The sequence below is a fragment of the Rhodococcus sp. F64268 genome (assembly GCF_023015605.1).
In the GTDB taxonomy this organism is placed as follows: Bacteria; Actinomycetota; Actinomycetes; order Mycobacteriales; family Mycobacteriaceae; genus Rhodococcus.
This window is the reverse complement of record NZ_JALKAI010000014.1, coordinates 53,533-74,529: the sequence shown is the minus strand read 5'-3', so window position 1 is coordinate 74,529 and position 20,997 is coordinate 53,533. Positions and strand designations below refer to the sequence as shown.

Sequence of the window (20,997 nt, the reverse complement as noted above, 5' to 3'; positions counted from 1 at the left end):
TTCCTTATGATCGCCGAATTTCTAGCGTGGAGCGCATGTCCCTTCTCGCCGCCGGGTTCGTCACAGGTCTGTCACTCATCGTCGCGATCGGTGCGCAGAACGCGTTCGTTCTGCGCATGGCCATCGCGCGACGACACGTGCTGCCCGTGATCGCGGTGTGCGCGATCTCCGATGCGCTCCTCATCACGGCGGGGATTGCGGGCATTGCGACGATCCTCGATCACGCACCCGGCGTGATCGATGTGATCCGTTGGGCAGGAGCCGCTTTCCTCATCGGATATGGGCTTCTCGCTGCGCGGCGGGCATTACGGCCGGCGGCGCTGTCCGCGGCGCCCGGCGGCGCCGTCACCATCGGTGCAGCGCTGTTGACCTGTCTGGCACTGACGTGGCTCAACCCCCACACCTACCTCGACACGGTGCTCATGCTCGGATCCTTCGCCAACCACTACGGAAATCCGGGTCGCTGGTGGTTCGGTGCGGGAGCCATCGCTGCGAGCGGCGTGTGGTTCGTCGCTCTCGGATACGGCGCGCGCTATCTGCGCAACTGGTTCGCCAAGCCCGGATCCTGGCGGATTCTCGACGGTGGCGTCGCGGTGGTGATGCTCGGCCTCGGCGCCGGACTCGTGGTGTCCTCCTGACGGTCGTGCTACGCGCTCGGAGCAGCGCCACGCTTCTGGTAGCCCAGGGGCTCGAGGTGGGTGAACACCGTCACCCCGGGCAACGCATCCCGAAGATCGGCTTCGAGCCGGTCGAGCAGATCGTGACCGGCACGCACCGACCAGTCGCCCGGAGCCCGTACCGTCAGGTAGACGAAACGCTGGCGTCCGGACGCACGCGTGCGAGGCGGTAGGAACTCCACCGGCTCCGACGCGCGGTACCGGTCGAGCACCGCGTTCACCACGGCGACATCCTCGGCGGGGAGCGCGGCGTCGAGCATGCCCACGACGGACTGTTTCACCAATCCGTACCCGATACGCAGGATGTTCAGCGCCACCACGATCGCCACGATCGGATCGAGTACGTCCCACCCGGATATCGCGACCAGCGCGACACCCACCAGCACGCCGGCCGACGTCCACACATCGGTGAGCAGGTGTTTGCCGTCGGCCACCAGAGTGATCGACCGGTGTTTCCTGCCCTCGCGGATCAGCACCATCCCGACCGCCAGGTTGATCACGGACGACCCGGCCGACAGCGCAAGACCGAGACCGGCTTCCTCGACAGGCTGCGGTGACAGCAGGCGGTCGATCGACGTCCACAGGATTGCGGTCGCGGCCGCGAAGATCATCGTGCCCTCGACGGCGGCCGACAGGTACTCGGCCTTGCCGTGGCCGAAATCATGGTTGAAGTCGGCCGGTTTCGCGGCCAGGCGCAACGCGAGCAGACCCACGATCGCCGCCACCAGATTGACGCCGGATTCCAGGGCATCGGAAAGCAGACCGACCGATCCGGTCAACCACGCAGCGAGCGATTTGAGGGCCATCGTGGCCAGCGCCGCCGCGACCGACAACCACATGAACCGGATGAGCAGCCGATGCGACTGCGCCGAGACCACCGTCGTGTCAGTTCTTGACGAGGTTGTACTGAAAACCGGTGACCTCCGTCGCCGTGATCTCGACGTAGTTGAACTTCGGTGTCGGAACCCAGGGGGTCAGACCCAGTGCATCGATCCTGGCGGCGTCGTCGAAGCCCCGCAGCACGTGAGCGCTCCCGTGCACGACGACGCTCCACGCGGTGTCCTCGTAGATGTGATCGGTCTGGAACGCGACGGCGGAATGCACTGTCAATTCGGAGAGCTTGCTGCCCTCCCCGGTCCGGAAGTACACCTTGTCGTCCGACACGACATAGTTGACGGGATAGATCTCGGGACGCTCACCTACGACCGTGACGAGGCGTCCCACCTTCTCGGACGCGAGTCGTGCCCAGGCCTGTTCCTCGGACAGGCGAACGACGGGCTGATCCGGTTTCGGGAACTCGTTCATCGGTGCTCCTCCTCGAACTTCGATGCTTCCCCTCCAGCACATCACGAACGTACGCCCAGCGCAGGAGTACCACCTGCGGTTACGGTGAGAACGACCCACCCGCGCACGTGGATCGGAGTATCGATGAGTGTCGAGACCGTGTCGAGGTGGCACACCCGCCCCGCAGACGATGTCGCCGAGGCCTTCGCGGTCGCTCCTGATCGGGGGCTCACCGCAGATGACGTCGAGCGGCGCCGCGCGGAATACGGGCCCAACGTGCTCGACGAGGCGAAGAGCATTCCCGCGTGGCGGAAAGTACTGTCGCTGCTCGCCGACAAGATGACACTCGTTCTCGTCGTCGCGGCCGTCGTCAGCGCGACCGTGTCGCGGGAGTGGGAAACCCCCGTCGTCATCTTCGCGGTCATCGTCCTCAACACCGTCCTCAACTACGTGCAGGAAGCCCGCGCCGAGAACAGTCTGCAGGCACTGAAGCAGATGTCGGTGTCGACCACGCGGGTCCTGCGCGACGGACGCGGTGTCGAACTGCCCCGCGCCGATCTCGTCCCCGGCGACATCGTGCAACTCGAGGCCGGCGACTCGGTGCCCGCCGATGGCCGCCTCGTCGCTGCCGTGCGACTCCAGGTCGCTGAGGCTGCACTCACCGGCGAATCGCAGCCCGTCGACAAGACCGTCGGTCCCGTCGAAGACCCGCAAGCCCCGCTCGGCGACCGCCACGACATGTTGTTCATGAACACCGAGGTGACCCGCGGACGCGCCTCGATGATCGTCACCGACACCGGAATGCGCACCGAGATGGGTGCGATCGCCGCGCTCCTCGGTGCAGCCGGTGTGGAACAGACCCCGCTGCAGCGCCGCATCGGCCAGCTCGCGCAGACCCTCACGATCATCGCGATCATCACGGTTGCGCTGGTGTTCGTGCTCGGTCTGCTGCGCGGACAGACGTGGTCCGAACTCCTCGTCACTGCCGTGTCGCTCGCGGTGGCGACCATCCCGGAAGGGCTCACCGCGGTCGTCGCATTCACCCTGGCGATGGGTGCGTCGCGGCTCGCGGCGCGCGGCGCGATCGTCAAACAACTCGCGGCCGTCGAAACGCTCGGAAGCACCACTCACATCGCGACCGACAAGACCGGGACACTGACCCTCAACGAGATGACGGTGCGGCGGCTGCTGGTGCGCGGGCGCAACTTCCGCGTCACCGGCACCGGTTACGGAACCGACGGCAAGATCCTCGTCGGCGACGGAATGCCCGCACCCGACCTCACCGACGCGCTGCTGGGCATGGCCATGTGCAACGACGCGACCGTGCGCGACGGCACCCTCGTCGGCGACCCCACCGAGGGTGCACTCGTGGTGCTGGCAGAGAAAGGCGGTATCGACGTCGAGGGCAGCCGTGCTGCTCTGGCCCGGATCGAGGAGGTGCCGTTCGACTCGGACTACAAGTACATGGCGACGTTCCACGCCCTCCCGAGCGGCGGCTACCGGTGCTTCGCGAAGGGCGCCCCGGGCGTCCTGCTGGAACGTGCGTCGACCGCTCTCGGCGATGACGGCCCGATCCCGATCGACGACGCCGCGCGCACTCGGATCCGTCAGGCGGTCGACGACCTCGCGTCCGAGGGCCTTCGTACCCTCATGATCGCCGGTCGCGCACTCGACGCGGTGCCGCGGGGCGATGCAGATGCGCTGCAGGACAGGGTGTCCAACCTGACCGTGTACGCCATCGTCGGCATCGTGGACCCTCCACGCCCCGAAGCGAAGGACGCCATCGAGGTGGCACACGGCGCGGGTATCGCCGTGCACATGATCACGGGCGACCACCTGGTCACCGCGTCGGCGATCGCGGGCGAGCTGGGTATCCACGGCAAGGCTGCGTCCGGAGCCGACCTCGATGCGCTCGGTGATGACGAATTCCGGCAGCAAGCAGCACAATTCGGCGTCCTCGCCCGAGTGGCACCCGAACACAAGATACGGTTCGTCAAGGCGCTGCAGTCCGACGGTCAGATCGTCGCGATGACCGGCGACGGTGTCAACGACGCACCCGCACTCGAACAGTCCGACATCGGCGTCGCCATGGGCATCACCGGCACCGATGTCTCCAAGGGTGCTGCGAACATGATCCTCACCGACGACAACTTCGCGACCATCGTCGCGGCGGTCTCGGAGGGGCGTGGAATCTACGACAACATAGTCAAGTTCGTGAAATTCCAGCTCACGACCGCCTGGGGGTTCGTGCTGATCTTCCTCACCGCCGGTGTGCTCGGACTGGCCGGCGGGGCACCGTTCACCGCCCTGCAGATCCTGTGGGTGAACATCATCATGGACGGACCGCCCGCGCTCGCACTCGGTGTCGACCCCACCGACCCGGATGCCATGAAGCGGCCGCCGCGACCGGTGAAGGAGGCGCTACTCACCCGGGATCGTGTGCAGCGGATCCTCGGGCTCGGTGTGCTGATGACGGTGGGCACGATCGCGGTTCTCTACTACGGCCCGGAATTGTTCCCCGACAGCGCTTCCGACCCGCTGTTCGCGACCACTCTCGCGTTCACGACGTTCGTCTTCTACCAGGTGTTCAACCTGTTCAACGTCCGCTCCGATCTCGGTTCGGTGTTCTCGATGCGGACGCTGACCAATCACACGATCTGGATCGCGATCGTCGCGGTCATCGTGTTGCAGATCTGCGTGGTGCAGATGAGCGTGCTGCAGGGATTCTTCGACACCACCTCACTGACGTCACAACAATGGGCGCTCGCAGTCGCGGTCGGGTCCACGGTGGTGTGGGTCGACGAGATGGGCAAGTTCGTGGCCCGGCGAGTCGAGGCGAGGAAGTCGGCACGCGTCGAGAGGCCAGTTCTGACGTGAACGGGTGACTCGATACCGCGGGGGACGTGTACGCGCGGCGCACGAAGTGCTAGTGCCCGGATCGGGGATGCGGGGGATGGCGTAACTCACGCCGTCTCGAATCGTCGTCGGAGCGCGGGCGCAGGACAATGGAAGCTTGCCCGGTCCGCGGTGCCACATGGCCGACACCATCAGCGCCGATGGATCGTCTCCTGCAACTCGCACAATCGAAGGTTTCTCCCGCATGACCACGACGGCTTCCGACGTTCCGGCTCGCACGATCGCCAGCCACCCGCGACGGGCGTGGGTGATGTGGGCGCTTGCACTGGGGTCGTTCGGAATCGGCACCACCGAGTTCGTTGCGATGGGTCTGCTGCCCGACATCGCGTCCGGGCTCGGCATCTCCGAACCCACCGCAGGTCATGTCGTGTCGGCGTATGCGGCCGGTGTCGTCGTCGGGGCGCCGCTGATCGCGGTGATCGGCGCCAAGCTGCCGCGTAGGACGTTGCTGATCGCACTCATGATCGCGTTCACGCTCGGCAACGCGGCGACCGTGCTGGCACCGAACTACGAACTGCTCGTCGCGTCCCGGTTCTTGGCCGGGCTTCCGCACGGCGCGTACTTCGGTGTCGCTGCGCTCGTCGCGGCGCATCTCGCGGAGCGGGGCCAGCGCGCTCGGGCGGTGTCGCTGGTGATGATGGGCCTGTCGGTTGCCAACGTCGTCGGGGTGCCTGCGGCATCCTGGCTCGGAATGGCGTTGGGGTGGCGTTCCGCGTTCGTCCTCGTCGCGGTGATCGGAGCGGTGACGGTGGCAGCTATCGCGATGTGGGTGCCGTCCCTGTCGATTCCCACGACGAGTGTGCGGATCGAACTCGGCGCTCTGAGACGCAAGCAGGTGTGGCTGACGCTCGCGGTCGCGGTCATCGGCTTCGGCGGTGTGTTCGCGGTCTACACCTACATCAGCACGACTCTGACCGACGTCGCAGGGTTGTCGAAGTCGCTGGTCCCGGTCGCGCTGATGCTGTTCGGCATCGGCATGGTGGTCGGAAACTTCGTCGGCGGCCGGCTCGCCGACCGCGCTCTGGTGCCGGGAATCTTCATGACGGTGACGTCGCTCGCCGTACTGCTTGCTGTGTTCATCGCGGCAGCGCACAACTCCTACACGGCGCTGCTGCTGGTGTTCCTGCTCGGCGCGGGCTGCGCCGCCGTCGGGCCGGGCCTGCAGGTCCGGTTGATGGACGTCGCGGAGGACGCGCAGACCCTCGCGGCGTCGCTCCACCACGCGGCGTTCAACCTCGCGAACGCGTTCGGTGCGTGGATCGGCGGTGCCGTCATCGCGGCAGGTTTCGGCTACACGGCTCCCGCGGCCGTCGGCGTGGTGTTGGCGCTGGCGGGCGTGGCGATCTTTGCTGTCGCCGTGCGACTGCCCTGATCCGTGGACATACGACAGCCGCGGTTTTCGGCTGTCATGATTGGATGACGACGTGACCGACCCCAGCGCTACCGACACCACCGTGCCCGCCCCGAACGACCCGTTCTTCACCATCGGGACCCGCCTCGACAACGGATTGGGGCGTACCGGCACCATCCACACACCGCACGGCGATATCCGCACGCCGGCGTTCATCGCGGTCGGCACGAAAGCGACGGTCAAAGCGGTGCTGCCCGAGGCGATGGCCGATCTCGGGGCGCAGGCGGTTCTCGCGAACGCCTACCACCTGTATCTGCAGCCGGGGCCGGACATCGTCGACGAGGCCGGTGGGCTCGGCAAGTTCATGAACTGGCCCGGCCCGACCTTCACCGACAGCGGCGGATTCCAGGTCATGTCGCTCGGTGTGGGATTCAAGAAGGTCCTCGCCATGGAGTCGGTGGGCGTCCAGAACGACGACGTCATCGCCAAGGGCAAGGAACGGCTCGCGAAGGTCGACGACCACGGCGTGACGTTCAAATCGCATCTCGACGGGTCGAAGCACCGCTTCACCCCGGAGGTGTCGATGCGCATCCAGCATCAGCTCGGCGCCGACATCATGTTCGCGTTCGACGAACTGACCACCCTGATGAACACCCGCGGTTATCAGGAGGAGTCGTTGCGGCGCACGCAGGCGTGGGCGGTGCGCTGCATCGCCGAGCACGAGAAGCTCACTGCGCAGCGCGCCCACCGCCCCTACCAGGCGTTGTTCGGTGTGGTGCAGGGCGCACAGTACGAGGATCTGCGCCGCGAGGCATGCCGAGGCCTCGAATCGATCCGCGGTGAGACGGGTCGCGGGTTCGACGGCTACGGCATCGGTGGCGCGCTCGAGAAGCAGAACCTGGGCACGATCGTGCGCTGGTGCAGCGAAGAACTTCCCGAACACAAGCCGCGGCACATGCTCGGGATCAGCGAGCCCGACGACATGTTCGTCGCTGTCGAACACGGCGCCGACACCTTCGACTGCGTCAACCCGTCACGGGTGGCGCGCAACGCCGCGATCTACACCCCAGACGGGCGTTTCAACATCAACACGAGCCGCTTCCGCCGCGACTTCACGCCCATCGACGAGAACTGCGACTGCTACACGTGCGCGAACTACACGCGCGCGTACATCCACCACCTGTTCAAGGCGAAGGAGATGCTCGCGTCCACGTTGTGCACGATCCACAACGAGCGGTACACGGTGCGCCTCGTCGACGACATCCGCCGCAGCATCGACGACGGTCGATTCGCCGAGCACAAAGCCGAGACGCTGGGCCGGTTCTACTCGGCCAAGCGCGCGCCGTAACTCGGTTCGTGCCTCTTCACGTACGCGATCACCTGGTACGTGACGGGCATGACGACGATCTCGACGAGCGTCTTCCACAGGAACCCGACAACCACGTAGTTCACGAAGTCCTCCCATGTCGAGATGCCGATTGCGCCGGCAGCGATAGCGCAGAAGATCAACGTATCGGCGAATTCACCGACCACCGTCGATCCGATCAGGCGGGCCCACAGGTGCTTCTCCTTCGTACGTTTCTTGATCCACACGAGGACGTACGAGTTGAGCAGTTGCCCGACCAGGTATCCGGCCAGACCTGCGAGAAGCATGCGCGGTACCACCCCGAGGACCGCCTCGAACGAGTCCTGGTGCTCGTAGAAGTCGGCGGCAGGCAGTGACCACGTGATCCAGAAGCACAGTGCCGACAGCGCGACCGCGCCGAAACCGAACAGCACGGCGCGGCGGGTCGCGGCGAATCCGTACACCTCGCTGAGGACGTCGCCGAGGATATACGCGAGCGGGAACAGGAAGAACCCGCCGTCGGTGATGATCGGCAGGATCTGCAGCGGTCCGACCCCGAATTCGCTATCGCCGAAGAACGCGACACCTTTCGTCGCGGTGATGTTGGAGATGATCAGAACCGTGCTGAACAGCACCAGAATCCCGGGATAGAAGCTGTGCCCCACTCGGGCGAACGCCACTTGCTCGGATTCAAATTTCGGGAGGTCGCCTGCATTTGTCACCTGGCCATCCAAGCATCCCGGTCGGTCGTTGGCGAAAGTCGGACAGACGACAGCGGGCCCCGTCCCTGGAGACGGAGCCCGCTGTGCGGTGGTCGAATCGTCAGGATTTGACGACCCGGGTACCACCGGCGAACTTGTCGTGGAAACCCTGCTTGGTGCCGTCCTGCTCGATCGTGACTGCGATGCCGATGTAGGCAGCCAACGACGCGAGGCTTGCCAGCCAGCCCAGGAACGGGATGCCGGTCAGTGCCTGGAGTGCGACGAAAGCGTTGCGCCTGGCAGCCTCCTCCAGTGTGGGATGACCACCGCTCGGCCCGACCACGGACAGGCCGAGCAGCTTCTTCCCGAAGGTCGCGCCCTGGGTCGATTCGAGATAGGTCCAGTACCCGAAGGCGACAGCTCCGGTGAGAACCGACATGACGAAGGCCATGAACCCGCTCCCGGACCCGAAGGTCACGAGCGCAGTGAGGATGCCCATCGGGATTCCGACGATCAACCCGTCGATGATGCGTGCGCCGAGGCGCGGCAGCAGTTCACCCGGCTGCGACGGGCCGAACCCCGGTGTCGGCGAAGGGAAACCGGGCGTTCCACCGAACTGCTCGCCACCGAACTGCTGGCCACCGAACTGTTGGCCACCGAACTGCTGCCCACCGGGTGCCTGACCGTACTGCGGAGCGCCGTACTGAGGTGCGCCCTGCTGCGTACCGAATTGGTTGCCCTGCGGTGCGCCGTACTGCGGCGCACCGTACTGGCCGCCCCCGTTCGGGGACGCACCGTACTGGGGGGCGCCGCTGTTGCCAGGTCCGTAGCCGTCGATCGGGCCGTTGAACTGCTGGGTGTAGTCCGCAGGTTGTGCTCCGTAGCCCGGCTGAGTGCCGTACTGCGGAGCGCCACCCGGGTAGGAACCCGGATTCTGCGGATCGGGCTGCGGGGGTGGGTATCCACCGGATGTCATATATCTCCCTTTTGTGAGCAAGATGCAGTCGCGCCACCGTACAACGTCCCGGTGACGGACAGCTATACGGTGGCGCAACGATACGGTGGCTCGGTCGATCAGGGAGGTCTGTCAAGGAGCGACAGGGCCACCCGTGGTGACCCGGTAGGCGTAGGTCGAGGCGATGATCGAAACCGGAATACTGACGAGCAGACCCAGGCCGCACAACAGTGCGCCGACGATGTTGATGCCGATGAGCGCCAGCGCGAGCAGGAGCAGGGTCCCCGCGTTCGACGTGACCGCCTTGTAGCTCGACTTGATAGCGGTGATCGCGTCCTGGTTGCGGTCGACCACGAACTGCATCGTCCACCAGGTCAGGAAGGCGATGACGAGGCCGGGAAGGATGCACAGGATCAGCCCGATTCCGGTGGCGATACCCACGAGCAGACCTGCGAGGATCACCGCGCCGACCGCGCCCACCTGGAGGAAGGTCCCGAAAGCGGGTTTCTGCCCGTCGGTCTCGCTCAGCGCGCCACGGACGAATGCCGCCTGGATCAGGTAACCGACGACGGCGGTGACGACGCTGCCGATGATCGACCAGACGCCGAAGCCGGATGCACCATCATCGAGCGAGACCGAGAAGTCGAATCCGTTGAAGATCCCGTTGAGGAGCGCCTGGATGATGAAGGCCACCACCATGGCGACGATCCACACGCCGGGGTTCTGGCTGAACTTGCGCCAGCCGTACGAGATCGCATCTCCGACGCTGAGTTGCTGACCGCCGGGTGCGTAGCCGCCACCGAAGCCCCCGCTCGGGGGCGGCGGGAAACCTCCCGGAGGCGGTGGATAGTTACCGCCGGGCGGGGGCGGATAGTTGCCGGGCGGGGGAGGCGGGTACCCACTGCCGCTCGGGGGCGGCGGCGGGTAGTTGCCCGGTGGGGGATATCCGCCGGGAGGGGGAGTGGTGCCGCCGGGCGGATACCCGGGCCAGGACTGGTTGGGGTCGTCCCCCGGTTGCTGGGGGTCCTTGTTCGGGTCGTAGCCGCCGGTCGTCATCGGATCCTCTCGAGGATGGGATGGTGCACGTGCTGTCCGTTCTCACGTGAGGTTACGTGCGATACAACCTCGGTGCATCACTTCCGGCGCTGTGTTCACACGGGGAGGTACACCCAGGGGTCCCTCGGAATCTGCTTCGGATCCCACCGGTCGAGCAGCACGGGGAGCGATACCGGTTCACCGGAATCCGCCAGCTTCAGGGACACCGCGATCGTGGCGAGCACGTCGGCAGGCGTCTCCCCGAGCGCGACCCGGTCTGCGAGTGTGACGGCGCCGTCCCTTTTGGCCAGGCGCTTCCCCTCGGCGTTCAACGCGAGGGGGACATGCGCATAGTGCGGTATCGGAAGTCCGAGCAAGGACGCCAGATACCCCTGGCGAGGTGCGGAGCTCAGCAGATCATCGCCGCGCACCACTTGATCGATGCCTTGGTCCGCGTCGTCGACGACCACGGCCAGGTTGTAGGCCGGCGTGCCGTCACCGCGGCGCAACACCAGGTCGTCGACAATTCCGGTGAATTCACCGTGTAGTACGTCGTGGACCGTGAAGTACACAGCCTCGGCTCGCAGCCGGATCGCCGGCGGACGGCCGCTGTTGCGTTTCGCGGCGCGTTCGGCTTCGGTGAGGTCGCGGCAGGTGCCCGGGTATGCGCCCGCGGGTGCGTGCGGGGCCGACGTGGCCTGTTGGATCTCGCGCCGCGTGCAATAGCACTCGTACGTCAGGCCGGCGCGCTCGAGACGCGCGATCGCCTCGTCGTACAAACGCAGGCGACGCGATTGGTGGACGACCTCGCCGTCCCAGTCGAGACCGAGCGCAGCGAGATCGTCGAGCTGGGACTGTTCGGCACCGGGGCGTACCCGATCGAGGTCCTCGACGCGCACCAGGAATCGGCGGTTCGTGGATCGTGCGAACAGCCAGGCGAGGACGGCGGTGCGGAGATTACCGAGATGCAGGTCGCCCGACGGGCTGGGCGCGAACCGTCCCGCGCCGTAGTCGGCCGAATGTGACACCCGTGCACCCTATCGGGCCGGACGTACGTCAGTTCGCGGTGTCGAGCATCAGATGGATCTGGGTGTACAGCGCGTGTGTGAGGTATTCGCGCGGGTACAGGTCCGGGCTCGACGTCGCGTCGAGTGCCAGACCGTTCACTGCCGCGACGAGCAGGGCTGCGCGCGTCTCCGGATCAGGAGTACCCATGCGGATCAGGACGGTTGCGAGTCCCGTCCGGATCGTGAAGAGCACGGAACTGCGGATCGAACTCAACGACGGCGACGTCGCGGCGCGCACCGCGAATGCGGCCATCACGTGAGCCTCGCTGCCGCGTTGGTCGTCGAGTGGCAGCAACTGGCTCAGTGCGGCGAACAGCGTGCGGGTGGGATCGATGTCGGGGTCGACGGTGGCCAGCCGCGTGAGCACCCGGTCGGCGAGGGCGCGGAACGAGTACGCGAGCATCTCGTCTTTCGTCGGAAAGTGGTGCTGGACAGCGCCGATCGACACGCCCGCCTGGCTTGCGACCTCTCGTACGCTCGCCGATTCGAGACCGCTGCGTGCGGCGACCTCGAGCAGTGCCGCAGCGAGCCGGGTGGGGCTGGTGGTTGCGTAGGGGCGGGCGCGCATGGGAGAACCGTAGCGGAGCGCGTGAGGTTCCTGATGTCATGGGGGCGGCCTCCACGCGGTCGTGCTCTGTGGAGTCCGGCAGGCGCGCAACTACGGGGAAGGGACTGCGATGGGGTGGAGTCGGGACGAGCTCGAGAGGGCGTACGCGGACTATCGGGAAACGGTCGTGCGGGCAACACGGACCCGCGACTGGAACTGCTACGCCGACCAGTTCACCGAAGACGCAGAATACGTCGAGCACGCGTACGGGACGATGAACGGCCGCGAAGCGATCCGCAAGTGGGTCACGCGGACGATGTCGGCCTTTCCCGGCAGTCGTATGACGTCGTTTCCGCCGTCCTGGTACGTGATCGACGAGGAACGCGGCTGGGTGATCTGCGAAGTGCAGAACCCGATGGAGGACCCGGGCGACGGCACCGAGCACAACGCCCCGAACATCACGATCCTGCACTACGCCGGCGACGGGTTGTGGTCGTACCAGGAGGATGCCTACAACCCGATGAACTTCCTCGCCGCCACCAAGCGGTGGTGCGCTCATGCCGAGAAGTGCGGAAACCTTCCCGACGATGCGCGGGCGTGGCTCGAGAAGATGGCGAAAGTGGGCGCCTGACCACGGTGTTCCATGATCGGTGGTGTCGCGGTCGGAGGCGTCGTGGCGAACAGGGGGGCGGTTAGTCAACTAGATTGATAAACCTAGTTGTAAATTAGTTCGAGTGACCGCCGTCGTGTGCTTCGCGGCCGGCCTGGTTGTTCTGTCGTTGTGGTCTGCCCCAGGTGGATTCGTCACTGCGGCAATCCTGTGTGCACTCGGCTTCGGTGCATTGATGACGTCGTTGCAGTCTGTGGCGGTGTCCATCGTGCCGCGAGAAAAGGTCGGCACGGCCACCTCCACGTTCTTCTTGATGCTCGACGCCGGCGTGGGTGTCGGTCCGATCGTGCTCGGTGCGCTGTTACCGGCGACCGGTTATTCCGGAATGTATCTCGCCCTGTCCGGAGTGATGGTGGCACTCCTGGGTTTCTACTGGCTGGTGCACGGCCGCAAATCTCGGCCTACCTCCGGCGTGCCTCTCTCCGGAAGGGGGAGCACCTCGCCCGTCGCGACAGGCGCGCCGCGCTGAGAAACGCGATATGGGGCGAGTCCGGTGAATAATTGTTCACCAGGTTGCACGATGAGTGATACGCGATCGATGATAGTGAGGGATTTCATGGATCCAGTAGTTACACAGCCCGAATTTCACGGTGACGGTGTCATCCTTGCCGCCGACCGGTGGGATCCACCGACCCGCAGCGCAGGCGGGGCGGGCGTCGACCGAAAAGGTGTCGTGCTGTTGCTGCACGGCGGCGGCCAGACCCGACATTCCTGGCGGAACACCGGCCGCAGCCTTGCGGCGGACGGCTGGTCCGCCATCGCTGTGGATGCGCGTGGGCATGGGGACAGTCAGTGGGCCCCCGACGGGGACTACGGCATGAATGCGTTGGTCGCCGACCTGACGGCGATCATCGGTGAGTTGGGGGAGAAGCCGGTTCTCGTCGGCGCGTCGATGGGGGGAATGACGTCGTTGATCGGGCAAGGTGAGAATCCCGAGCTCGCACGCGGTCTGGTCCTGGTCGATATCGCTCCGAAGGTCGAAACCGGCGGTACCGCGGAGATCATGTCGTTCATGCGCAGTGGCCTCGACGGATTCGAGAGCCTCGATGATGCTGCCGCGGCGATCGCGGCCTATACGCCGAACCGTGTTCGCAAGCCCAATCCTGAAGGCTTGCGCAAGAATCTACGCTGGTGCGACGGCAGGTGGTACTGGCATTGGGATCCGGCGTTTCTTCGCGGGGGCGACGAACCCACCCGTCAATCCGACTCGATCCTGCGGTACGAACGTGCCCGCGACGCCGCGACAGCGATCGCCGTTCCCACGATGCTCGTTCGCGGTAAGCAGTCCAATGTGGTCAGCGAGGAAGGTGCAAAAGAACTGCTCGAGCTGATCCCGACCGCCACAATGATCGATGTTGCCGGAGCGGGCCATATGGTCGCCGGCGACGACAATGATGTCTTCAGTGGCGGGTTGAAGGGATTTCTCGACGACCGCGTCGTTCACGCCCGGTAGGGCAGGAACCGCACTCCGACCGTGAGCGCGGCGGACACGGCGGTGGCGATCCACAGTGCGTGCAGACCGAGCACGCGGTGTGCGAGTGCTCCGAGGACCGCTCCGCCGACCAGTCCTGCCCACAGGGCGAGATAGGGGAGCCAACTCCATCGGGGGCCGCCGAAGAACGCGGCGGCGATGCGTTGACCGATCTTGACGAGCGCGCCGGTCATGTAGGTCAAGGCGATACTGACCTCGCCGTTGCGTCGGAAAACGGAGTTCTCGGCGCCCATGGCCAACGTCATTGCGATGACGGCAAGCGGGATCCATCCGGCGAGGACGGCGATCGAGCCGATCAGAAGCAGCCCGGTGACGAGGGCGAGCACCGAGCTCTTCCTCGTACGTCGGTCGTGATCGGTGAGTTCTGCGACGACCCCGCCGAGTATCACCCCGACGACGAACAGCGCGATGATACCTCCGACGAGGCCTGCGTGTTGCCACGCGCTTTCGGCGATCCCCACACTCAGCCGGGTGGAGTTCCCGCTCATGAACGACACGAAGACCCCGCCCAGCGTGATGAAGCCGAGGGCGTCCACGAAGCCGGCAAGTGAGGCCAGGACAACCGCGAGTGCATGGAGTTGCCTGCTGTATCCGACCACGGACAAATAATAGGTGGGCGACAACCTGGGCAGTTAGGTAGTGAATGTAACGAAACGGGCATGGTGCGGCGATACCGCTGGCAGTAGTTTTGTTCGCGCGCACAGGAGTGCTCCGTTGTCCCCAATGCACGTCACAGGCCCTATTCGTTCGCGCGCCCACTGGGCTGCGGTGATCGCCGCCGCGGTGGTGTTCGTCGCAGGCTGCACCGACGTGACCGGCGACGTCGCGCCGGAACTCGACCATGCAGCGAGCACCGGAACCTCGAGCGTCGAGCCGACGGTCACCCCCACCGTGGAGCGGTCGGCAGCGTCGCCGTCGTCGACTGCGGCCTCGCCCGTCGCTGAGCTCCCGGCGGACCTCGAGGACTCGGGAGAAGCGGGGGCCGCGCTAGCGCAACTCTCGACGCTGCCGATCAAGGGCCGCGCACCGAAGACCGGCTACGACCGCGACCTGTTCGGCCAGGCCTGGAGTGACGACGTCTCGGTCGCCGGCGGGCACAACGGCTGCGACACCCGCAACGACATCCTCGCCCGGGACCTCGTCGATATCGCCTACAAGCCCGGTACCCGTGACTGCGTCGTCCTGTCCGGAACCCTGAACGACACGTACACCGGCACTTCCATTGCGTTCACTCGAGGTCAGGACACGTCCACGGCGGTGCAGATCGACCACGTCGTCGCGCTGTCGGACGCGTGGCAGAAGGGCGCCCAACAGCTCGATGCGCAGACCCGCGCCGACTTCGCGAACGATCCGAGAAATCTCCAGGCCGTCGACGGACCCATCAATCAGCAGAAGAGCGACGGTGACGCCGCGACGTGGCTGCCGCCCAACAATGCCTACCGCTGCACGTATGTGGCACGTCAGGTGCAGGTGAAAGCCGCCTACAACCTGTGGGTGACGCAGGCCGAACACGACGCGATGGTGCGGGTTCTCACCTCATGCGGCGGGTCGGCACCTGTCGCGCAACCGTCGAAGGCCGTGGTGGTTCCGACCACGACGATCCCTGCGCCGCAGCCGGTACCCGCTGCAACCACCGCCGCACCCCAGCGGATCCAACCCCAGCCCACCCCGGAACCGGTTCCGGTCGTCGAGGCCGACCCGGGTTCGGTGTACTACCAGAACTGTGCCGCCGCCCGCGCGGCCGGAGCTGCGCCTTTGTACGTGGGTGAGCCCGGGTACCGGCCGAAGATGGACGGCGACAACGACGGCGTGGCCTGCGAGTAGGTGTCCGGTCAGGCGAATCGGTCGGTGAGGTTGCGTCGCATCCGGTGAAGTTCTTTCAGTTCGATGCGGAGTTTCTCGCTGTCGGAATCGAACCTGCGCGCGCGATCGACAGCGCCGGCGCGGTGCTCCGCGAGGGCGCGCTTCTCGATGGCCTCGATCGCGGCCGAGACTTCGTCGATCTCCCGGTCCAGCATCTCGCGCCACTGGGCGGCCTGCTGTGAGTCGGCCTGGTCGCGGATCGTGTCGTTGTGGTCGTTGAGCACGGTCTTCGACGAACTCCTTCGATGCGGGCGGCGTCGCCGCCCATTCCCACGTGCACCCCGAGTCGCTCCCGGGCTGTTCCAGTGTCCAATGCGTGCTGAGCTGGGACAAACGATGACACGGATTCGGCACGTGCTCTTGTGAAGTGACCCAGTGCGAGAAAAGCCCGTGACCGGCATTTCTGCTGGTCACGGGCTTCCCGTTGGCGGAGGATAGGGGATTTGAACCCCTGAGGGCGTTAACCCAACCCGCGTTCCAGGCGAGCGCCATAGGCCACTAGGCGAATCCTCCGTGGGGAAGCATACCGAATCAACGCGCAGAGTTCCCAAACGGGCAGGTCGAAACACGAATCGGGAGGCCTTGCAGGGGGTGGTGCGCACCGGTGTGGGGAGTCCTCTAGACTTGCCGATGGATCCCGCGCGGCGCGCATCCTGTGAACTCCCCCAGGGCCGGAAGGCAGCAAGGGTCAACGGGCTCTGCCGGGTGCGCGGGGTCCCCTTATTTTTCCGCCGATGCCCGTGTCACCGTGCACGGTGAAAGGTCTCTCCGCATGCCTACGCAGACCCAGATCGGGTTGATGAGCCATGAGGAACTCGTTGCCGAGCACGAGCGCCAATCCGCGAATTACGAGCGGTTGAAGACCGAGAAGCTGACGCTGGACCTGACCCGCGGCAAGCCGTCCCCCGAGCAGCTGGACCTCTCTGCGGAGTTGCTGTCGCTGCCGGGCGCGGACGACTACCGGGATGCCACCGGCACCGACTGCCGCAACTACGGCGGGCTGAAGGGCCTGCCCGAGCTGCGTGCGATCTTCGCCGAATTGCTCTCCATCCCCGTCGACAACCTGCTCGCTGGGAACAACGCGAGCCTCGAGATCATGCACGACCTCATCACGTGGTCGCTGCTGCACGGCACCGTCGATTCGCCGCGTCCGTGGTCGCAGGAACCGGTCGTGAAGTTCCTGTGCCCGGCACCCGGCTACGACCGTCACTTCGCGATCACCGAGCGCTATGGCATCGAGATGATTCCGGTCCGGCTGAACGACGACGGCCCCGATGTCCGGGCGATCGCCGAGCTTGTTGCGAACGATCCGCAGATCAAGGGCATGTGGACGGTTCCGACGTACTCGAACCCGACCGGTGCGGTCTACAGCGAGGACGTCGCTCGCGCGCTCGTGTCGATGCCCACCGCGGCTCCCGACTTCCGGATCTTCTGGGACAACGCGTACGCGGTGCATCCCGTTCTCGAAGAGGTCGCCCCGGCGATCGACATCCTGCGGCTCGCCGCCGAAGCCGGGAACCCGAATCGCGTCTTCGCTCTTGCCTCGACGTCCAAGATCACTTTTGCGGGATCGGGGGTGAGCTTCTTCGGTAGCTCCACCGCGAACCTCGACTGGTATCAGAAGCTGCTCGGGATCAAGACGATCGGCCCCGACAAGATCAATCAGCTCCGCCATCTGCGTTTCTTCGGCGATGCGGACGGCGTGCGCGCGCACATGGCGAAGCACCGCGACATTCTCGCGCCGAAGTTCGCGCTGGTCCGCAAAATCCTCGAAGACCGGCTGGGTGCGTCGAAGGTCGCGTCGTGGACGGAGCCGAAAGGCGGCTACTTCATCAGCCTCGACGTCGTGGACGGCACCGCCAAGCGGGTGATCGCGCTTGCAAAGGACGCAGGCATCGCCCTGACCGGTGCGGGATCCGCGTTCCCGTACAAGAACGACCCCGACGACAAGAACATTCGCCTCGCTCCGAGCTTCCCGTCGCTCGACGAACTCGCCAAGGCGATGGACGGCGTCGCGACCTGTGTGCTGCTCGCCGCGACGGAGAAGACGCTCGGTCACTGAAATCTCGAAGCGCTGAAATCTCGAAGCGCTGAAATCCCGAAGCGCTGATATCCCGAAGCGCATCGGCGCCGGGCGTCACACGCGTTCTCCCAAGCTGTGGACAAACCTGTGGAAAACAGGTGGACCGACGGTGGACAACTCTCAGCGCATCGCTCTGACCTCCCGAAATCCGCAGATTCGCTTTCCTGTGAATAGCTGTCATACTCCGATGTCAGGGTCGCCGCATTCCCGCGGCGGGTTCGGAAGTGGTGAGTGTGATGGAAGACCGCGCTCTCGTACGATCCGGAGCCGGCGCAGCTGCCGTCGGTTCCGTCACGGGCTGTCACGGTGTTTTGAAGGTGTTTCTCCTGGCTCTCGACGTCGAGGCCGCGGCGGTGTCGCCACCGCCGGTCGCGGCGGTGGGTGAACTCGAACCGTTCCTTCCGTCTCGAATCGGTTCACTGCCGGGCACCGACCACGGCGTGCGGCCGGCCAGCCTGCTCGCGTACCGGAAGGTCACCGATCGCGAGCGAGCACCCCTGTCGTTCGGAGCCTCGACCGGATCGCTGCGCACCGGCGAGGCGCATCCGTTCGTCGGGTCGCCCGCGACCTGCCTGTCGTTGTGGGAGATCCCGGGCCACGGATTGGTACTGGCCCTGGAAATGCTGACCGACGACACCTCCCCGCTGATCGACTGGCGCACGGATGCTCTGCAGGACCGCGACGGTGCAGGCTTCCGCCCTGCCCTGGACGAGTTCCTGGCACCGTTCTCGCTGAACAGCAATGCGTGTCTCAACGATCTGTTCCCCGGCTTGAACTGCCGGATGCCTGAACCCACCACGTACCGCGCTCTGAGTGAGTTGGCGGTGCACCGCCATCGCGGTGTCGGTGACCGGGAAGTCATCGAGGCCTTGGTGGTGGAAGTCGTATCGAGCGGCGGCGACCGCGTGCGCGAACTCGTCGACGGCCGGCGCAGCGACTCCCAGGCCCGTGCCGCAGCGCAGATGTGGGGGGTGCTGTGGGATTGGGACCGGGTCTCGCTCGTGGACCATCCCGTGCAGCCGGGGGCGGCGATTGCGGTGCGAGAGGATTCGGGCGCGATACTGCTGGATCTCGAGGCAACCCCGGCGGGCAGCGACTACGTGGGCAACGACACCAGCGAGATGATCTACGGTTTGCTGCCGTGGGTAGCCGTGCGCGCCCACGCCTCGACCGATTTCTGGCGGGTCCTGGGACACCTGCGCAACCACGACGATCTCACCGGCGACCGGCTGGTGGAGGCGTTGGACGATATCGCGGCCATGCAGGCCCGGAAGATGGAACGGGCGTTGCTCCGCAAATCTTCGCTCCAGAACAACCGGTTCCATTCGTGGACGCAGCCGACGCAATTGCGGTCCGTGCTCGTCGACAGGGTCGCAGACGAGATCGCAGACCTCGACGCCGAACTCGCGAGCGCGGTCGAGGTGATCGAGCACGCGGTGCTACGCAGTGCCGAACTACGCGGAGCGCACCACTCCAGACTTGCCCGCGGATGGTCGGCCGCAGGCGGCGCGATTGCCGTCGTCGCATTGTTCGCAGCCCTCGCTGCCGTGCCGGGCACGTCGGAACCCACGCTCTTTCCACACTGGGTGTATGCGCTGATTGCGTCGATCGCGCTCACGGCGACGGTGATCGCCGGGGTCGTCCTGTGGCGGCGACAGTGACCCGGGGTGCATGATCGACCCATGGCAACGACGTTGAACCTGGTCGGAGATCCGGACGCCGACGCATTGCTTTCCGAGAACCCGCTGGCGCTTCTCATCGGAATGCTGCTCGACCAGCAGGTACCGATGGAAACGGCGTTCGCGGGTCCGAAGAAGATCGCCGATCGGCTCGGCGGAGTCGACGTGCACCGGATCGCGGAAATGGACCCCGACGAGTTCATCGCGGTGTGTGCAGAGCCGCCGGCCGTGCATCGTTTCCCGAAATCGATGGGCCAGCGCATTCAGGCGATGTGCGGTGCGATCGTGCAGGAGTACGACGGCGACGCCGCCGCGATCTGGACTTTGGGCGACCCCGACGGCAAGGAAGTGCTGAAGCGACTCAAAGCGCTTCCCGGGTATGGCGATCAGAAGGCCCGGATCTTCCTGGCACTGCTCGGTAAGCAGCGGGGTGTGCAGCCTGCGGGATGGCGTGAAGCGGCAGGGGCGTACGGCGACGAGGGGTCCCGTCGCTCGATCGCCGATGTCGTCGATCCGCAGTCGTTGCACGAAGTGCGCGAGTTCAAGAAGGCATCCAAGGCTGCGGCCAAGGCCGGAAAGAAGTGAATCGTGGCCTGACTGCGTCCGCGGCGGCTCTCTCCTTCGCATTGACGATTCCGGGGGTTGCCGCGGCAGGTGGGGGAGACGACCGGGTCGTGCTTCGTCCGGGTGACGGCATCACGTTCTCGGCAGAGCCGGTACCCGGCTGGTGCTCCGTCGCTGCGGTGGGACGCGACGACGCGGACCGCCTCGTCGCCATCACCGCGGGCCACTGCAGACAGGACGGCTCATCCCAGGTGTGGAAGGTCGGCGAGCAGCATCGCGGACCGCTCGGCGCCGAGACGGATGTCGCCAGCATCGGCTCGGTGGACCCCATCGGTTTCCCCACCGACGAAGCACCCGACTACGCCGTCCTCCTGCTCGACGAGACGAAGGTACGCGGCTCGAATACCTCGCTGCCGAACGACCGTGGAGAACGAGTCGTTCTCGAATCCATCGGGTCGCTGCAACCCGGTGGCAGCGCTGTCGGAGTGCACTGCGCCGCGGGTCGTACCAACGGGGTGGCCTGTACCTCCGGTGACGTGCTCGTCGACTCGAACCTGATGTCGTCCGCGCTGTTGATGAAGCCGGGGGATTCGGGAGGCCCGTTGGCCCGGGCCGACACCGGCGAGTGGATCGGGCTCTCCGTCGGGTACCGGCCGACCGGCCGAGGGCTCGCGGCCTACCAGCGCGCGGATCGGATCGTCGAGGAGATCGACGCGCAGGGAGGAGTCGGCGCGGGCTTCACCCTCGTCGACACACCCTGAGAGTGTC

The 20,997-nt window shown here is 65.9% G+C and carries 21 protein-coding genes, 1 tRNA gene and 1 other RNA gene; 13 read left to right on the top strand and 10 right to left on the bottom strand.

All coding sequences use genetic code 11. The annotated features are described in order from the left end of the window. Window positions 1–35 precede the first annotated feature (35 nt). Window positions 36–638 carry a LysE/ArgO family amino acid transporter gene (locus MWU77_RS23000; protein WP_247274860.1) on the top strand — a complete coding sequence of 201 codons (603 nt, stop codon included), beginning with the start codon at window positions 36–38 and terminating at the stop codon, window positions 636–638. A gap of 8 nt (window positions 639–646) precedes the next feature. On the opposite strand, the gene MWU77_RS22995 is transcribed toward MWU77_RS23000, so the two are convergent. Next, window positions 647–1,516, bottom strand: a complete 870-nt coding sequence (locus MWU77_RS22995; RefSeq protein WP_169690786.1) for a cation diffusion facilitator family transporter — start codon at window positions 1,514–1,516, stop codon at window positions 647–649. Window positions 1,517–1,562: 46 nt separating this feature from the next. Beyond that, complete coding sequence (locus MWU77_RS22990; protein WP_169690747.1) at window positions 1,563–1,982, bottom strand: pyridoxamine 5'-phosphate oxidase family protein; 420 nt, start codon at window positions 1,980–1,982, stop codon at window positions 1,563–1,565. 123 nt (window positions 1,983–2,105) lie between these two features. On the opposite strand from MWU77_RS22990, the gene MWU77_RS22985 reads away from it, so the two are divergent. From MWU77_RS22985 to tgt, 3 genes are all read left to right on the top strand, one after another. Beyond that, window positions 2,106–4,838, top strand: a complete 2,733-nt coding sequence (locus tag MWU77_RS22985; protein WP_247274859.1) for a calcium-translocating P-type ATPase, PMCA-type — start codon at window positions 2,106–2,108, stop codon at window positions 4,836–4,838. Between the two features lie 223 nt (window positions 4,839–5,061). Then, window positions 5,062–6,249, top strand: coding sequence for an MFS transporter (locus MWU77_RS22980; protein ID WP_247274858.1), 1,188 nt, complete (start codon window positions 5,062–5,064; stop codon window positions 6,247–6,249). A gap of 52 nt (window positions 6,250–6,301) precedes the next feature. After that, window positions 6,302–7,576: a tRNA guanosine(34) transglycosylase Tgt gene (gene tgt, locus MWU77_RS22975; RefSeq protein WP_247274857.1), complete on the top strand. Its 1,275-nt coding sequence runs from the start codon at window positions 6,302–6,304 to the stop codon at window positions 7,574–7,576. Here the strand turns inward: tgt and MWU77_RS22970 are convergent. The 5 genes from MWU77_RS22970 to MWU77_RS22950 all read right to left on the bottom strand — a co-directional run bounded on the left by MWU77_RS22970 (window position 7,552) and on the right by MWU77_RS22950 (window position 11,899). After that, window positions 7,552–8,253, bottom strand: a complete 702-nt coding sequence (locus tag MWU77_RS22970) for a queuosine precursor transporter (protein ID WP_247274856.1) — start codon at window positions 8,251–8,253, stop codon at window positions 7,552–7,554. The genes tgt and MWU77_RS22970 overlap by 25 nt on opposite strands. A 142-nt stretch (window positions 8,254–8,395) precedes the next feature. Further along, window positions 8,396–9,250: an RDD family protein gene (locus MWU77_RS22965; RefSeq protein WP_169690742.1), complete on the bottom strand. Its 855-nt coding sequence runs from the start codon at window positions 9,248–9,250 to the stop codon at window positions 8,396–8,398. A 111-nt stretch (window positions 9,251–9,361) separates the two neighbouring features. Beyond that, window positions 9,362–10,285, bottom strand: coding sequence for a hypothetical protein (locus MWU77_RS22960; RefSeq protein ID WP_247274855.1), 924 nt, complete (start codon window positions 10,283–10,285; stop codon window positions 9,362–9,364). Between the two features lie 95 nt (window positions 10,286–10,380). Further along, window positions 10,381–11,292: a tRNA glutamyl-Q(34) synthetase GluQRS gene (gluQRS, locus tag MWU77_RS22955; RefSeq protein WP_247274854.1), complete on the bottom strand. Its 912-nt coding sequence runs from the start codon at window positions 11,290–11,292 to the stop codon at window positions 10,381–10,383. Window positions 11,293–11,320: 28 nt separating this feature from the next. Next, the gene (locus MWU77_RS22950; protein ID WP_247274853.1) at window positions 11,321–11,899 is read right to left on the bottom strand and encodes a TetR/AcrR family transcriptional regulator; all 579 of its coding nucleotides are present in this window, start codon (window positions 11,897–11,899) and stop codon (window positions 11,321–11,323) included. A 109-nt stretch (window positions 11,900–12,008) separates the two neighbouring features. Here MWU77_RS22950 and MWU77_RS22945 point away from each other — a divergent pair, with 109 nt between their 5' ends. The 3 genes from MWU77_RS22945 to MWU77_RS22935 all read left to right on the top strand — a co-directional run bounded on the left by MWU77_RS22945 (window position 12,009) and on the right by MWU77_RS22935 (window position 14,001). Next, window positions 12,009–12,509: a nuclear transport factor 2 family protein gene (locus MWU77_RS22945; protein WP_169690738.1), complete on the top strand. Its 501-nt coding sequence runs from the start codon at window positions 12,009–12,011 to the stop codon at window positions 12,507–12,509. A 103-nt stretch (window positions 12,510–12,612) separates the two neighbouring features. Next, complete coding sequence (locus MWU77_RS22940) at window positions 12,613–13,017, top strand: MFS transporter (protein ID WP_206040524.1); 405 nt, start codon at window positions 12,613–12,615, stop codon at window positions 13,015–13,017. Window positions 13,018–13,104: 87 nt separating this feature from the next. After that, window positions 13,105–14,001, top strand: coding sequence for an alpha/beta fold hydrolase (locus tag MWU77_RS22935; protein WP_247274852.1), 897 nt, complete (start codon window positions 13,105–13,107; stop codon window positions 13,999–14,001). On the opposite strand, the gene MWU77_RS22930 is transcribed toward MWU77_RS22935, so the two are convergent. Beyond that, entirely contained in the window at window positions 13,989–14,639 is a 651-nt protein-coding gene (locus MWU77_RS22930; RefSeq protein WP_247274851.1) for a YoaK family protein, read from the bottom strand. The two genes, MWU77_RS22935 and MWU77_RS22930, sit on opposite strands and share 13 nt — an antisense overlap. Window positions 14,640–14,763: 124 nt before the next feature. On the opposite strand from MWU77_RS22930, the gene MWU77_RS22925 reads away from it, so the two are divergent. Continuing rightward, on the top strand, window positions 14,764–15,864 hold the full coding sequence (locus MWU77_RS22925) for a DUF1524 domain-containing protein (RefSeq protein ID WP_169690784.1): 1,101 nt from the start codon (window positions 14,764–14,766) through the stop codon (window positions 15,862–15,864). Window positions 15,865–15,872: 8 nt separating this feature from the next. On the opposite strand, the gene MWU77_RS22920 is transcribed toward MWU77_RS22925, so the two are convergent. Then, complete coding sequence (locus MWU77_RS22920; protein WP_169690735.1) at window positions 15,873–16,127, bottom strand: hypothetical protein; 255 nt, start codon at window positions 16,125–16,127, stop codon at window positions 15,873–15,875. Window positions 16,128–16,328: 201 nt separating this feature from the next. After that, a tRNA-Ser gene (locus MWU77_RS22915) sits at window positions 16,329–16,416 on the bottom strand. A 116-nt stretch (window positions 16,417–16,532) separates the two neighbouring features. On the opposite strand from MWU77_RS22915, the gene ffs reads away from it, so the two are divergent. From ffs to MWU77_RS22890, 5 genes are all read left to right on the top strand, one after another. Further along, window positions 16,533–16,627: signal recognition particle sRNA small type (ffs, locus tag MWU77_RS22910), an RNA gene on the top strand. Window positions 16,628–16,675: 48 nt separating this feature from the next. Continuing rightward, on the top strand, window positions 16,676–17,965 hold the full coding sequence (locus MWU77_RS22905) for an aminotransferase class I/II-fold pyridoxal phosphate-dependent enzyme (RefSeq protein WP_169690734.1): 1,290 nt from the start codon (window positions 16,676–16,678) through the stop codon (window positions 17,963–17,965). 338 nt (window positions 17,966–18,303) lie between these two features. Further along, the gene (locus MWU77_RS22900; protein ID WP_247274850.1) at window positions 18,304–19,647 is read left to right on the top strand and encodes a hypothetical protein; all 1,344 of its coding nucleotides are present in this window, start codon (window positions 18,304–18,306) and stop codon (window positions 19,645–19,647) included. Window positions 19,648–19,668: 21 nt separating this feature from the next. Continuing rightward, window positions 19,669–20,250: an HhH-GPD-type base excision DNA repair protein gene (locus MWU77_RS22895; protein ID WP_247274849.1), complete on the top strand. Its 582-nt coding sequence runs from the start codon at window positions 19,669–19,671 to the stop codon at window positions 20,248–20,250. Continuing rightward, on the top strand, window positions 20,247–20,990 hold the full coding sequence (locus MWU77_RS22890; protein WP_169690731.1) for a serine protease: 744 nt from the start codon (window positions 20,247–20,249) through the stop codon (window positions 20,988–20,990). The genes MWU77_RS22895 and MWU77_RS22890 overlap by 4 nt, the downstream gene beginning before the upstream one ends. Window positions 20,991–20,997 lie beyond the last annotated feature (7 nt).